This window comes from Flagellimonas taeanensis, assembly GCF_003584105.1.
In the GTDB taxonomy this organism is placed as follows: domain Bacteria; phylum Bacteroidota; class Bacteroidia; order Flavobacteriales; family Flavobacteriaceae; genus Flagellimonas; species Flagellimonas taeanensis.
In genome coordinates, this window is sequence record NZ_QXFO01000024.1 from 170,714 (window position 1) to 185,317 (window position 14,604).

The window sequence follows — 14,604 nt, forward strand, 5'->3', positions numbered from 1 at the left end:
CTTCGATCACCATTTTGTGGCGTACAAGTTGAAATTATTTGGAAACACTCTTATTCTAATCAATGAAGATCATTATTGCTGGAGCTGGTGAGGTAGGCTTTCATTTGGCAAAACTATTGTCCTATGAAGCCCAAGATATTACTTTGATCGACACGGACAAGGAGAAGCTGTCCTACGCGGACAACCATTTGGACATACGCGTCCTGAAGGGGGATGCCACTTCCATTCAGGTGTTGCAGGATGCCGATGTGGATGGTTCGGATTTGGTGATCGGGGTCACGGCCTCCGAAACCACGAACCTCACCCTTTGCCTATTGGCAAAACAACTAGGTTGTAAAAGGACCATGGCCCGGATATCCAACACGGAATTTATGGACAATCGGGATATCCTAAAGTTTGAAGAGTTGGGGATCGATGAGCTCATCTCCCCGGAACGGCTTGCCGCTATGGAAATACAGTTGATGCTGAACCAATCGGCTTTTAACGATACCTACGAATTTGAAGGAGGTCTGTTGACCATGTTCGGCGTGATCCTGCCCAAGACCGCACCCTTTGTGGGCAAAATGGTCAAGGAGGCTGCCCGTATTTTCCCGGAATTGCATTTTATGCCCATTGCTTTGCAGCGTATGGGTACCCAATTCACCCTCATTCCACGTGGGGATACTGTGTTCAAGGAAGGGGATCAGGTCTATTTCATCACTTCGGACAAAGGGGTGGAGGAATTGTACAAACTCACAGGGATGCAGAAGCAAGAGATCAAGAACGTGATGATCCTTGGTGGGAGCAAGGTCGGTTTCAAGACCGCACGGGACCTATGCAGTAAAAAATTCAATGTCAAACTGATAGAGAAGAACAAAGAAAAAGCGTTCGATATTGCCGATGAACTTCCCCATGCGCTGGTCATCAACGGGGATGGGAGGAATGTGGAGCTTTTGGAAGAGGAGAGCCTCGAGTCTATGGATGCCTTCATAGCCGTCACAGGAAATTCGGAGACCAACATCATGTCCTGTCTTGTGGCCAAGAACAAAAAGATAAAAAAGACCATCGCCTTGGTGGAGAACATGGATTATTTCCAGTTGTCGCATTCCATTGGTGTGGATACGCTCATCAATAAAAAACTGTTGGCCGCCAATAGCATATTCCGATACATTCGAAAAGGCGAAGTGTTGGCATTGACCCGCCTCAACAACCTCAATGCGGAAATATTGGAGTTTGAGGTAAAAGCTACCTCATTGGTAAACGGAGAGATCATCAAAGAACTGAACTTTCCACGCGAGGCGAGCATAGGAGGGGTAATTCGGAATGGAGAGGGCATCATTGCCCTGGGCGATTTTAGGATAGCCCAAGGGGACAAAGTGGTGGTCTGTTGCCTACCCAAGGCCATTCCCAAGATAGAAAAGCTGTTCCTATAATGAGGCTCAATACACGAATCATTATCCACATTATGGGGCTTTTGCTCCTTTGTAACGGCTCTTTCATGCTTTTGGCCGCTTTTACCAGTGCCATATATAAGGATGGTGCCACTCTGGACATTTCCCTTGCTGCCATTGTCACGATGCTTTTTGGGATCATGGCCATGTTTTATACCCGAGGGCATAAAAAGGAGGTCAAGCGAAAAGAAGGCTATATTGTGGTGACCTTCGGATGGATCGTGATGTCCATTTCAGGGATGTTGCCCTATCTTTTTTCGGGGTCCATTCCTTCCATAACCGATGCCTTTTTTGAGACCATTTCCGGCTACACCACAACAGGTGCCTCCATTTTGGACGATATTGAAGTACTCCCCGAGGGAATTTTGCTTTGGCGGAGCCTTACCCATTGGATCGGCGGAATGGGGATCATTGTGCTGGCCATTGCCATATTGCCATTGTTGGGTATAGGGGGCATGCAGTTGTTCGCGGCAGAGGCCCCTGGTCCTGGTGGGGACAAATTGCACCCTAGGATAACGGACACGGCCAAACGACTTTGGCTTATCTATTTCGGTTATACCGTATTGGAGACCTTGTTGCTGAAGCTGGCAGGGATGACCTTTTTTGATGCGATCAACCATTCTTTGGCGACCATGTCCACGGGTGGGTTTTCCACCAAAAATGCAAGTTTGGCCTACTGGAACCACCAACCCATCATACAGTACATCACCATTCTTTTTATGTTCTTGGCAGGGAGCAATTTCGTCCTCAGCTATTTCGCCTTGACCGGAAAAGTGCAACGAGTACTCCGGGACGAGGAATTCAAGTATTACCTATGGTTTATATTGATTTTTAGTGTTTTGGCTGCATTGGGTGTCTATTTCAAAGCAGATATTGGCGTTTCTGAATACCATCCCATGGTGTGGGGCGAGGCGGAAAGTGCCTTTAGGCATGCCCTTTTTCAAGTGGTCTCGGTCATCACGACAACAGGTTTTGTGTCTGCTGATTTTACGGCATGGACACCTTTTTTGACCGTTTTCTTTTTTGGGTTGATGTTCCTGGGAGGCTCGGCAGGATCTACGGCAGGGGGCATCAAGGTGATGCGCCACCTGATCATCATCAAAAATGGTATTTTGGAGTTCAAACGGACCCTGCACCCCAATGCGATCATTCCTGTCCGTTACAATGAAAAGACAGTGACCGAGCATATCGTGTACAATGTGATCGCCTTCTTTGTGCTGTACATGTTGCTTTTCATCATAGGCTCCTTGGTGCTCGGATTCTTGGGCCTTGACTTTATCTCCGCTGTTGGGGGTGCCGCCTCTTCGTTGGGCAATGTGGGTCCTGCGTTTGGCGAACTGAACCCTGTGAGCAATTACAACAGCCTTCCCCCGGCAGGAAAATGGTGGTGCGGCTTTTTGATGTTGTTGGGACGTCTCGAATTGTTCACCGTACTCATTGTTCTTACCCCATATTTCTGGAAAAAGACGTAATAAAAAACCTCTTGAGGTTGTCAAGAGGTTTTTGTGCTAAGAATAGCTTTGATTGAAATTTTTGTTCTCCTGGACCGGTTTTCAGGATTTGATTTCAATGTTTCCAAAAGGATGGGATGCTGAACCGAGTTCAGCATGAATCCCTATAATTACACCACGGCCTTGATACGGGCAATGGCTTCCCTTAATTCTTTTTCTGAAGCTGCATAGGAAATACGGATGCAGTTGGGGTTTCCGAATGCTTCACCCGTTACCGTGGCCACATTGGCGTGTTCCAACAGATACAATGCAAAATCCTCGGCACTGTTGATGGTGGTCCCTTTCAATGTTTTTCCGAAGAATGCGGAAATATCGGGGAACACATAGAAAGCACCTTCGGGTACATTGAGTTTGAACCCATCGATTTCACCCAACAATTCGAGGACAAGATCTCTTCTCTTGTGGAACTCGTCGATCATGTACTGGATTTTGCTCACTGGCGCTTCCAAAGCGGTGATCACGGCACGTTGCGCAATGGAATTGGCCCCGCTGGTCACCTGTCCCTGAAGTTTGTTGCAGCCCTTGGCAATCCATTCTGGGGCTCCAATATATCCAATTCGCCATCCGGTCATCGCAAAGGCTTTGGAAACACCGTTCACGGTCACTGTTCTGTCATACATTCCATCGATTCCGGCAATGCTTACGTGTCCTCCTTTGGTGAAATTGATGTGTTCGTAAATTTCATCGGAGACCACATAGATGTCCGGGTATTTTTTCAAGACCTCGGCCAAACCTTCCAACTCAGCTTTGCTGTACACTGAACCACTGGGGTTACAAGGGGAGCTGAACCAAAACATACGGGTCTTTGGGGTAATGGCAGCCTCCAATTGCTGTGGGGTCATTTTGAAATCGGTCTCGATCCCTGTCGGTACTTCAACGGGGACACCTTCTGCCAATTTCACGATATCGCTGTAGCTTACCCAATAGGGGGCAGGTAGGATCACCTCGTCGCCTGGGTTCAATACTACCATGGCCACATTGTAGAGGGATTGTTTTGCCCCTGTGGAAACCACGATCTGGTTGGGTCCGTAGTCCAGTCCATTGTCCCTTTTGAATTTGAGGGTGATGGCCTTCTTTAGCTCGGGATACCCATCCACTGGGGTGTAGCTGCTATAATTTTCATCAATGGCCTGTTTAGCCGCCTCTTTTATGAAATCGGGGATATTGAAGTCGGGCTCTCCCAAGCTCAACCCTATGATATCCTTGCCTTCATTTCGTAACTCCCTGGCCTTGGCCGCCATGGCCAAAGTTGCTGACGTGGACATGTTCTGGATCCTGTCAGATAGATGGTTGCTCATGTGATATGCTAGTTTTTACTGGTATTGAAGTGACGGGTTTTTGCCCAGTTCCTTCAAATGTTTGAAGTGCGAAATTATAGCTTTTCTGGTAGTTTTATATTCGTTGTAGGGTAAATTAAACTCCTTGGCCGTCTGTTTCACAATTTTGGAAATTTTTGTGTAGTGGATATGGCTGATGTTCGGGAATATGTGATGCTCCACTTGATGGTTCAATCCTCCCGTGAACCAATTCACTATCTTGTTCTTTGTGCCAAAATTTACAGTGGTGAACAGTTGGTGGATGGCCCAGGTGTTCTTCATATTGCCCTCCTCATCGGGGAGAGGGGTGTCCGCATGGTCCACAATGTGTGCCAATTGGAATACCACACTCAGGATAACACCGGCCACATAGTGCATGATGAAAAACCCAAGAAGCACTTGCCACCAAGCAATATCGGCAAAAATCAATGGAAGGACAATCCAAATAGTGATGTAGATTACTTTGGTAATGACCAGTGTGCTCCAGTTGATCACGGGGTTTGGAAGTTTGCCGTAGCTTAGTTTGCGCTTCATATAGCGGTACATCTGCTGGAAATCCGTGGTGATGGCCCAATTGAAGGTCAATAATCCATACAGCAGGATAGAATAGTAATGTTGGAACTTATGGTGTTTCCTCCATTCTGCATGCTTGGAGAACCTTAGGATCCTACCCGCTTCCATATCCTCATCGTGTTCATGGATGTTGGTGTAGGTGTGATGGAGGACGTTATGCTGTACTTGCCAGTTGTACACATTGCCCGCCAAGATATAGATGCTGCTTCCCATCAGCTTGTTCACCCATTTCTTGTTGGAATAGGAGCCGTGGTTGCCATCGTGCATTACGTTCATGCCCACACCGGCCATGCCCACTCCCATGGTGATGGAAAGTAAAAGATAGCCCCAAAAAGGCAGGTTCAAGGTCAACATTAAAAAGTAGGGTGTCAAAAAAACGGCAAACATCACTATGGTCTTGAGGTGAAGTTTCCAGTTTCCGGTTTTTTTGAGATCATTTTCATTGAAGTATTCGTTCACTCTTTTGTTCAGTGTCCTAAAAAACTGTGCTGAATCCTTTCTTGAAAACCGGACGGTATTCTTATCCATAAAAAAAATTTTTACAAAGGTAACCATTATTGACCGTATAAGATCAACAACTACCTGTTAGAACGGTGTTAAGGTCTTTAAAAGTATTAATTTTGTTGAAATTAACAGTTGGGATATGAATGCGGACCTGGTTTTCAAATATTTTACGACGCTCACCGATTTACAAAAGGAGCATTTCAAGGAGTTGGAATTTTTGTACAAGGACTGGAACACCAAGATCAATGTGGTTTCCCGGAAAGACATTGACGAGCTGTACCTTCGCCATGTACTCCATTCTTTGGGTATTGCACGTATCCAGACCTTCAATGAGGGCAGTCAGATATTGGATGTAGGGACCGGGGGAGGATTTCCTGGGATTCCGCTGGCCATTTTATTTCCCAATGTGGAGTTCACTTTGGTGGATGCTATCGGGAAAAAGGTGAAAGTGGTGCAGGAAGTGGTGGATGGGCTGAAACTCCAGAACGTTACTGCTATCCACACCAGGGTCGAAGATCTGCCCGGCCAATATGATTTTATCGTAAGTAGGGCCGTGGCCGCAATGCCCACTTTTGTGCATTGGACGAAGGGCAAGATCAAAAAGGATTCATCGCACGAGCGAAAAAATGGCATACTTTACCTCAAAGGCGGAGACCTTACTGAGGAGCTAAAGGATTATACCACCATTCAAACCTTTGATTTGAAGGAGTATTTTGAAGAGGATTTTTTTGAGACCAAGAAGGTGGTCTATCTACCACAAAAATTCAAGGGAAGTCACTAGATGCTGTACATCCGTTCATAGACCCGTTTGCACTTTCTTGAATAGTCCTTGGCATATTGCCAAAAACGGTCGTATTTCTTGATCATCAAATTTCCCCATGCATTGATTCGTTCTTTCATATCTAAATGATTTAAAGGTGTTAAGTTAATAAAGTTACATTTGGATAACAATTACTTAACGTTAATTTTACATTTAAATTATGGATAAGTTGATGTTTTATAGTGGAATAACGCTCATTGGGCTATCATTCATATAGGTTTTCCGTGTCCGCATCGGCAATATCGACGAACAGTTTTGCCATTTTTGAGCAAACGGCCTCAAAAAACAACTTTCCCTTTTCTGCTGTTGCTTTGGATGGATCACCAACACCTGTATCCGCACTGATCTTGGACCATGGTCGCTCCGTCCAGGCCCATCCTTCGGAAAAGGCTTTGATCTTATTTTTGAATTCTTTTCCATCCCCCCAATCTTCTTTGGGGAGTACTAATTCTGGCGTCAAATGAAGAATGAGACTGGTTTCCATTTCATCGGCATGGTCACCGGGATTTTCAAAGATGTCCTTTTTTCCCACTATTTTGAACCAATTGGTCACACAGATGAACATTTTGGGGAAGAGCAGTCCCAATTCCCGTACCAGTGCTTCCCAATTGTTGCCGCCATGACTGTTGAGGATCATGAATTTATGGATTCCTTGTCTGTCCAAAACGGTCAATATATCCTTCAAAATGGCAAATTGGGTGCTGGGGTTCAGATTCATATCCAGATAGATATCGGATTGCCCCGTATTTACTCCAAATGGAATAGTGGGCAACACTACAACCTTGCAACCTTGGTCCCAAGCCAATCGTGCGGATTCTTCGGCGATTGCCGTGCCTTCAATGGTGTCCGTGGCATACGGCAGGTGATAGTTATGGGCTTCAGTGGCACCCCAAGGGAGGACGACCAAATCAAAGGATTCGTCTTTCAAATGTTTCCAATTGGTCTCGGCCAAAATATAGGGTCTGGGCATTTTGTTGCGTTTAGAGGATGAAAAAAGGCCACTATTCTTTTGGAATAATGGCCATGAATTTAATGAATAAGCTTTTAATCTATCCCAAAAATGGGTAACGATAATTTTCAGGGGTCACAAAGGTCTCCTTGATCAACCTAGGGGAAACCCAACGAAGCAAGTTCTGCATGGAACCGGCCTTGTCGTTGGTCCCAGATGCCCTTGCACCGCCAAATGGCTGTTGGCCCACAACGGCCCCAGTGGGCTTGTCATTGATGTAGAAGTTACCGGCAGCGTTCTGCAATGCCCTGGTGGCCTCGTCGATTGCGTAGCGATCTTTGGCCAACACGGCCCCGGTCAACCCATACTCGGATGTGCCGTCCACCAGCTCCAATGTTTTGCTCCAATCCTTGTCCTCATAAATATACACGGTGACCACTGGGCCGAACAACTCGGTGTACATGGTCTCATACTTTGGATTGGTGGTCAAAATAACGGTGGGCTCCACAAAGTATCCCACAGATTTGTCGTACCCGCCACCTACAATGATTTCGGCATCCTTGTCGGCCTTGGCCTGATCAATGTATTTGGCCAATTTGTCAAAAGAGCCCTCATGGATCACCGCGGTGATAAAATTGCTCATATCGGCCGGAGTGCCCGGTTTGTTGAAAGACGCCACATCCGCCTTCACCAAATCCAAGATCTCGTTTGCAGTGGATTTGGGCAGATAGACCCTGGAGGCAGCACTACATTTCTGTCCTTGGAACTCAAAGGCACCGCGGGTAATGGCCGTGGCCACTTGTTGGGGCTTGGCGGTAGGGTGGGCTATGATAAAGTCCTTTCCTCCGGTCTCACCAACAATCCTAGGGTATGTTTTATAGGTATGGATGTTGTTCCCGATCTGTTTCCAAAGCTCCTTGAAGACATGGGTGGATCCTGTAAAGTGTATCCCCGCAAAATCAGGACTGGCCAACAAGGTATCGGAAATCATCACGGGATCGCCATAGATCACATTGATGACCCCATCGGGCAATCCTGCTTCCTTGAATACGTCAACGATGACCTTGGCGGAAAACACTTGGCTGTCGCTGGGCTTCCAAACCACTACGTTGCCCATCATTGCGGCACTGGCCGGAAGGTTTCCGGCAATGGCGGTAAAGTTGAACGGGGTAATGGCATAGACAAAACCTTCCAGAGGCCTATATTCCACACGGTTCCAAACCCCTTCGGAGGATTCGGGCTGCTCGGAATAGATCTGTGACATGTATTCCACATTGAACCTCAAGAAGTCCACGATTTCACAAGCGGAATCAATTTCGGCCTGATAGATGTTCTTTGATTGGGCCAGCATGGTCGAGGCGTTCATCTTGGCACGGTAGGGGCCTGCGATGAGTTCGGCAGCCTTCAGGAAGATGGCGGCACGCTGCTCCCAAGTAAGGTCTGCCCAAGCCTTTCTGGCTTCCAGGCAGTTGGAGATGGCTTGTTCCACATGCTTTTTTTCGGCCAAATGATAGTGGCCCACAATATGCTTGTGCTCGTGTGGAGGTGATATGGGTCTGGTGTTTCCGGTCTTGATCTCTTCACTGCCAATATAAAGAGGAACATCAACCTTTCCATTGTAATAGGCCTCGTACTGTTTTAATACTTCTTCGCGCTCCGGACTGCCCGGGGCGTAACTTTTTACCGGCTCGTTGATTGCGGTTGGAACTTGAAAAAATCCTTTTCCCATGTTTGCTTTTAATTTTTGTTAGAATATTTATTACACAGTGGCAACAAAGTTACTAAAAGCAAAATCGATTTGGAAAGGAAGTGGTGCCTAGTTTATGGCGAAAGGGGCAGCGAACTTGAATGTGGGGATGTCCACTTCAAACTCTTCGGCATTGGTAAAATTCACCATGTGGTAGTGGCCCTTCATGGCCCCAATGGGCGATGCCAACAAGCAACCTGAGCTATAGGTGTGGGATTTTCCGGGTTTTATGACGGGTTTCCTGCCGATCACGCCCTCGCCATCCACCGTTTCGAGGTCCTTTAGGGCATCAAAAATGTCCCAGTGCCTTGCGGTGAGCTGCACCGTGTCCTTGCTTAGGTTCTCTATGGTAATGGTGTACCCGAAAGCATAGTGCATCCTATAGTTTTTGAAGAAAGTACCCTCAAAACTGGTCTGCACAGATACCTTTATCCCTTTGGTGACTTGAGTGAACATATGTTAGTTATAGATAAAAACGCTTCCTGTGAACAACAACAACGCCATGAAGAATGCCAATATCATGAATGTAGTGTTCAGAAAGAGATATTTCACAATAGTTTTAAACCTTCCCTGTCCATAAAACCGGCGCATTGCTTTGTACAGATAAATACTGAAAACCAATACAAAAAACCATGCACTCGATATATTGAAAGCCATGTCGATCAGCAGGCTAAGGATGAGCAAGATAAACAACAATGACTGATTGTGGAAACTAAAAATAAGATGATCGGTGTAGGTGTATTTTTTTCTGATGTACACCAGCCAAATGAAGACGGTGAACAGCGGCATGAAGAAGAAAACGACGAACGGCAGCTTGGATATGGTATTCTTCAGGAAGATGCTCGGCCGCTGTAAGATGGTCAAAAAATTATTGGAGGAATTGAAGGCCATTTTGTTGGAGATGGTACTTTCAATAGTGTACTTCTCTTTGGCTTGGTCAAAGGAGAACAAGGTGTCCTTTTTGATCATGTGCACAAAAAACTCCACTTTGTCCGAAAAGGCATCCATGCCCTTTCCCTTGCTGATGCTGTCAAAATAATAGGAAGGGTTTGCCTCCATCAACGAATCCTTGTTCACCTTTGGTTTTTGGTTGTTCAAATGGGAAAGCGAATCCAACATACTGAAAGAGCGTGCTACTTCGGGGTCGGAGTTCCGTATCGAATCGAACTTTTTCAGCCCAAAAGTGAAATTGGAGTTGGACTGTTCCATGGAATCGAGGGATTTCAATACGTTCTCGGCCTGTTGTTTCAACTTTACACTGTCCACCGCGACGTCGCCTGATTTTACATTATAGGAAACGGGAGAACCCCCTGTAATGTTCCCGTCGAAAGATTTGGCGGCCTTGTCGAGGTCTGAAAATTGATTGTCGAAGGTGAACATCAAAAAATAGATGAAGGCCAAGCTCAATAAAAAACGAAAGGGGTTGGTGTAGGTGACCCTTTTTCCATTGATGTAGTCCCTTGTGATGTTCCCAGGCCTCAACAGCAGTGTGGAAAGTGTTTTGAACAGCTTGGAATCATAATTGAACAGGCTGGACATGAACTCGTCAAAAAAGTCCTTCAGGGTCAATTTTTTGGTGCTGTTGGCCTGTGAGCAACTAGGGCAGTACCTGTCGCTCATGTCCAATGGATGGCCACAGTTCAGGCATTCAACGCCCCGGAACCTGAGTTCGTACCGGCCTTTGCTGATCAAACTGCCTTTTTTTTCCATGCGTGGTTTGTGGTTGGGTTATGGGACTAAAGATAATTAATTGCTGATAGTTGCGGAATTGACAGAGCCTATACCTATTATACTGTCATACATGTCGCCAAAATCCCTGTAATAGACCAAAATCAAATAATTGTTTTCGGTAAAGTGGAAATTGCCGCCCACAAAGTTGGGTTCCACAGTGCCGTCCTGGCGTTCCACCTCATACCTGAAATTGTAAAAACCCTGTTTCATCATCAATGTCAGTTCAAACTTGCCACTTTCGTCGTTGTAGGTCATTTTATTTTCCTCCTCTAGGGCGTAGTTGTTGAACTTCCCCGTCACATAGACGTTGTCCAGTCCAATTTGGGCGGAGTAAGGCAGGCTAAAGTGTACCTTGGAATATTCAGCCTCCCTGGAAACATCCTCGCCCTGCAAGGTGCGTACCACAAAATCGCCATTGATGTCAGGGAAGTATGTGTAAGGTCTATCATAGCGATATTCGTTGGTGAACAGGTAGTGGTTATAGACCTGTCCCATTTCTATCCTTGATATGGCAAAGGTGGGGGAGCGAAGGTCCTTCGTGTCAAAATTCAGGAATTCATTGCCCCCAAAGAAAGCGGTTTCCTTATCATATTTATAGACCAGTTCCGTGCCGATGGTAAACTGGGGCTTTATGTTGAAGAGGGCCGTGGGCCAAAAATGGTTTTGGAGAATGGCCACCTTTATTTCGTTTTTGGGGTTCACCACCGGAAAGCCTCCCGTGTTGATGGTAAACTGCACCACTTGTTTTTCGTTCAAAAAGTTGAAGTCCCTCGAGCGTTTGACCATGCCAGCGACCGTAACGACATCGCGGTACACCACGAACCTTCTGGAAAATTGGAGGTCCCCATAGCTGTTGTGGATTTGGAGCACATAATTGCCCGTGACCTTGAGGTCCACATTCTCGTTTGGAATGGTCAGTCGGTAGTTGGAGTAGGGCTGTAACGTTGTGTAACTATTTTCGTAGTCGATGATACGTTGGTTGTCGGCACCCGACAGGTATTGTGATTTCAACAATTGGGATGGTGTCCAATCGTAATCGCAGTGTATGATCGTGTAATAATAGTCCTGTTCGCTTGCAGTAAGATCATCAAACTCCAAGGTCATGGATTCCCCCAATTGTACAACCGGGAACTGATCCTCGGTGGGACCCTTGAAAATGATGGTCTTGATGTTCTCGGGAGGGTTTACCTCGTCCTGCACTTGGGCAAAAATGCCGTGCACAAAAAAAAGCAGGAAAAATAGTTTGATCAAAAAGCGCATTTAGGGCCATAATTTTGGGTAAAGTTAAACAAAAAGTGGGTCTGGGGAATTTAGCTCGATATAATCCCATTTTTATGGACAATTATTATGAAAACAATCCTTTAAGTACTAAATTTGCGACCGATTTTGATAACAAAAGGTCTACAACAATATGTCTAAAGACATCCGGATTCGAAAGGGGTTGGATATCAACCTCGTCGGGGCAGCAGAGCAGACTACTTCCAAAGCCGTTACTAGTAACGTTTATGCCCTAAACCTAGATGATTTCCACGGAATCACTCCAAAAATGTTGTTGAAACAAGGGGAAGAAGTGAAAGCGGGCGAACCCCTCTTTTACAACAAGAACAAAGAAGAAATGCACTTTGTTTCCCCTGTGAGCGGTGAATTGGTGGAGATTGTACGTGGTGCAAGGAGAAAGATTTTAACCCTTAAGATCCTTGCGGACAAAACGCAGGATTATGTGGTCAACAAAGTGCCCGATCTGGACACTGCCGAAGCTCCTGCCATCAAGAGCTTTTTATTGCAGTGTGGCGGTTGGCCGTTCATAAAGCAGCGCCCCTACGATGTCATTGCCGATCCGGACGTGACCCCTAAGGCCATCTTTATCTCAGCCTATGCAACGGCTCCTTTGGCGGCCGATGTGGATTATGTGCTGAAGGACAAGGAGCAGGAACTCCAGGTGGCGGTCACTGCCTTGGGCAAGTTGACGCCTGGGAAGATACACGTGTCCGTGGGAAGGTCCAATAGGTCTCCTTTCATGGATATCAAAGGGATTGAGATACACAAGGTGTCAGGGCCCCATCCATCTGGGTTGGTGGGTACACAGATCAACCAGATCGACCCCGTCAACAAAGGAGAGGTGGTATGGACCATATCCCCCCAGGATTTGTTGATTCTGGGTGAACTGCTCTTGACAGGGAAGTTCAATGCGGAAAGGACCATTGCCCTTGCAGGGTCCATCATCAAATCCCCTAAATACTACACGACCAAGATTGGTGCCGAAATTTCCACCTTTTTGTATGCCAGTGGGGTGAAGGAGGATAGGTTCAGGTTGATCAATGGGGATGTGTTGACTGGCAAAAAGACCCATACTGAAGGCCATTTGGGATTCTATAACAACACGGTTACCGCTATACCAGAGGGTGATGATTATGACCTGTTTGGATGGAACAAGCCGATTTTCAATAAAGTTTCGACCACTAGGGCCTTGACGTTCTCTTGGTTACAGCCCAAAAAGAAATATGACCTGAACACCAATACCAATGGTGAGCATAGGGCTTTTGTGGTAACAGGCCAGTACGAAGAGGTATTTCCTATGGATATTTATCCTCTTCAGCTGCTAAAGGCCTGTATGGTGAAGGATTTGGACGAGATGGAACAATTGGGACTTTATGAAGTGGCTCCCGAGGATTTCTCGTTGACCGAATTTATCTGCATATCAAAACAACCGCACCAACAAATAATCAGGGAAGGCTTGGATTTGTTGCAAAAAGAACTTGGATAATATGGGCATGAAAGAAAAATTACATCAGCTTAAGTTAAAGTATCAGGGAAAAAAGATGGCGCCAGCCTTCAACGCCCTGCATACCTTTCTTTATACACCGAACGAGACCACGCACAGTGGCGGACACGTTCGGGCGGCCGACGATTTGAAGCGTACCATGAACACCGTGATCATGGCCTTGGTGCCCTGTTTGTTGTTCGGTATGTTCAATGCGGGATATCAGCATTACTCGGCCATCAACGGATTTCCTGAAAATTTTGACCTTTTTGAGCATTTCTTGACATGGGACAACTTCTGGTTGGGATTGGTCACCGTACTTCCTTTGGTGATCGTGTCCTACGGTGTGGGTCTTGCCATTGAATTCTTGTTTGCCGTGATCAAAGGTCACGAAGTGGAAGAAGGGTATTTGGTGACCGGAATGTTGGTGCCATTGATCGTACCCGTTGACACCCCACTTTGGATGTTGGCGATTGCCGTAGCATTCGGTGTAGTGATTGGAAAAGAAGTGTTCGGGGGTACGGGGATGAACATCCTCAACCCGGCATTGACCATTCGTGCCTTTTTGTTCTTTGCCTATCCAACATGGATGAGTGGGGATAAGGTTTGGGTACACGGAGCCGTGGATAGGGCCGGTACGGCGGATGCCATTTCCGGGGAGACCGTATTGGGCTTCTTGGCACAAGGAAACGCTTCGGAAATTAGCTATACCCTTTCGGATATGTTCTATGGATTCATTCCTGGGTCTGTTGGGGAAACCTCCAAGTTGTTGATCCTTTTAGGTGCCTTGTTCCTGATTTTTTCAAAAATAGCATCATGGCGTATCATGGTAAGTGCCGTCATCGGGGCTTTGACCATGGGATTGATCTTCAATGGTGTCGTGGAAGCAGGTTGGTTGCCCGAATACAGCAAGTTCTACACATTGATGAGCTTTGAATTCTGGAAACACCTGCTGGTAGGCGGATTGGCCTTTGGTATCGTGTTCATGGCCACGGATCCCGTGACCGGATCGCAGACCAATAGGGGCAAATGGTTCTATGGATTCTTCATTGGGCTCCTGTCCGTAATGATCAGGGTGTTCAATCCAGGATATCCCGAAGGTGTTTTCTTGGCGATATTGCTGATGAACGTGTTCGCGCCGACCATTGACCACTATGTGGTACGGGGCAACATCAAAAAGAGATTGAAACGGTTGAAGACAGCCACCATATATCCAAAAACTTCGGATGAGGTTGATTCATTAAAAACGGAAACAGCTTAAG

At 46.4% G+C, this 14,604-nt stretch carries 13 protein-coding genes; 5 read left to right on the top strand and 8 right to left on the bottom strand.

Annotated features, from left to right (window positions below; all coding sequences use genetic code 11):
• Positions 1-62 precede the first annotated feature (62 nt).
• Positions 63-1,412, top strand: a complete 1,350-nt coding sequence (gene trkA / locus D2V93_RS12805; protein WP_072878616.1) for a Trk system potassium transporter TrkA — start codon at positions 63-65, stop codon at positions 1,410-1,412.
• Positions 1,412-2,902, top strand: a complete 1,491-nt coding sequence (locus tag D2V93_RS12810; RefSeq protein WP_119617927.1) for a TrkH family potassium uptake protein — start codon at positions 1,412-1,414, stop codon at positions 2,900-2,902. Before trkA ends, D2V93_RS12810 begins: the two co-directional genes overlap by 1 nt.
• Before the next feature lie 149 nt (positions 2,903-3,051).
• Here the strand turns inward: D2V93_RS12810 and D2V93_RS12815 are convergent, their stop codons facing one another.
• Both D2V93_RS12815 and D2V93_RS12820 read right to left on the bottom strand, forming a co-directional pair.
• Positions 3,052-4,239, bottom strand: a complete 1,188-nt coding sequence (locus D2V93_RS12815; RefSeq protein ID WP_072878620.1) for a pyridoxal phosphate-dependent aminotransferase — start codon at positions 4,237-4,239, stop codon at positions 3,052-3,054.
• Between the two features lie 15 nt (positions 4,240-4,254).
• On the bottom strand, positions 4,255-5,358 hold the full coding sequence (locus D2V93_RS12820) for a fatty acid desaturase family protein (RefSeq protein WP_119618012.1): 1,104 nt from the start codon (positions 5,356-5,358) through the stop codon (positions 4,255-4,257).
• A gap of 115 nt (positions 5,359-5,473) precedes the next feature.
• On the opposite strand from D2V93_RS12820, the gene rsmG reads away from it, so the two are divergent.
• The gene (rsmG, locus tag D2V93_RS12825; RefSeq protein WP_119617928.1) at positions 5,474-6,115 is read left to right on the top strand and encodes a 16S rRNA (guanine(527)-N(7))-methyltransferase RsmG; all 642 of its coding nucleotides are present in this window, start codon (positions 5,474-5,476) and stop codon (positions 6,113-6,115) included.
• On the opposite strand, the gene D2V93_RS18905 is transcribed toward rsmG, so the two are convergent.
• The 6 genes from D2V93_RS18905 to D2V93_RS12850 form a co-directional block, all read right to left on the bottom strand.
• Positions 6,112-6,234 carry a hypothetical protein gene (locus tag D2V93_RS18905; protein ID WP_256621041.1) on the bottom strand — a complete coding sequence of 41 codons (123 nt, stop codon included), beginning with the start codon at positions 6,232-6,234 and terminating at the stop codon, positions 6,112-6,114. The genes rsmG and D2V93_RS18905 overlap by 4 nt on opposite strands.
• A 125-nt stretch (positions 6,235-6,359) precedes the next feature.
• Positions 6,360-7,124, bottom strand: coding sequence for a creatininase family protein (locus D2V93_RS12830; RefSeq protein WP_119617929.1), 765 nt, complete (start codon positions 7,122-7,124; stop codon positions 6,360-6,362).
• A 79-nt stretch (positions 7,125-7,203) separates the two neighbouring features.
• Positions 7,204-8,832: an L-glutamate gamma-semialdehyde dehydrogenase gene (gene pruA / locus D2V93_RS12835; RefSeq protein ID WP_072878628.1), complete on the bottom strand. Its 1,629-nt coding sequence runs from the start codon at positions 8,830-8,832 to the stop codon at positions 7,204-7,206.
• 87 nt (positions 8,833-8,919) lie between these two features.
• The gene (gene apaG, locus D2V93_RS12840) at positions 8,920-9,306 is read right to left on the bottom strand and encodes a Co2+/Mg2+ efflux protein ApaG (protein WP_072878630.1); all 387 of its coding nucleotides are present in this window, start codon (positions 9,304-9,306) and stop codon (positions 8,920-8,922) included.
• A 3-nt stretch (positions 9,307-9,309) separates the two neighbouring features.
• Positions 9,310-10,560, bottom strand: coding sequence for a DUF3667 domain-containing protein (locus tag D2V93_RS12845; RefSeq protein WP_119617930.1), 1,251 nt, complete (start codon positions 10,558-10,560; stop codon positions 9,310-9,312).
• 36 nt (positions 10,561-10,596) lie between these two features.
• Positions 10,597-11,841, bottom strand: a complete 1,245-nt coding sequence (locus D2V93_RS12850; RefSeq protein ID WP_119617931.1) for a type IX secretion system plug protein — start codon at positions 11,839-11,841, stop codon at positions 10,597-10,599.
• 151 nt (positions 11,842-11,992) lie between these two features.
• Between D2V93_RS12850 and D2V93_RS12855 the strand changes: the two genes are divergently transcribed.
• Both D2V93_RS12855 and D2V93_RS12860 read left to right on the top strand, forming a co-directional pair.
• Positions 11,993-13,345: a Na(+)-translocating NADH-quinone reductase subunit A gene (locus D2V93_RS12855; protein ID WP_119617932.1), complete on the top strand. Its 1,353-nt coding sequence runs from the start codon at positions 11,993-11,995 to the stop codon at positions 13,343-13,345.
• Between the two features lies 1 nt (position 13,346).
• Positions 13,347-14,603, top strand: coding sequence for an NADH:ubiquinone reductase (Na(+)-transporting) subunit B (locus tag D2V93_RS12860; RefSeq protein ID WP_072878638.1), 1,257 nt, complete (start codon positions 13,347-13,349; stop codon positions 14,601-14,603).
• The last annotated feature ends 1 nt before the right edge of the window (position 14,604 follow it).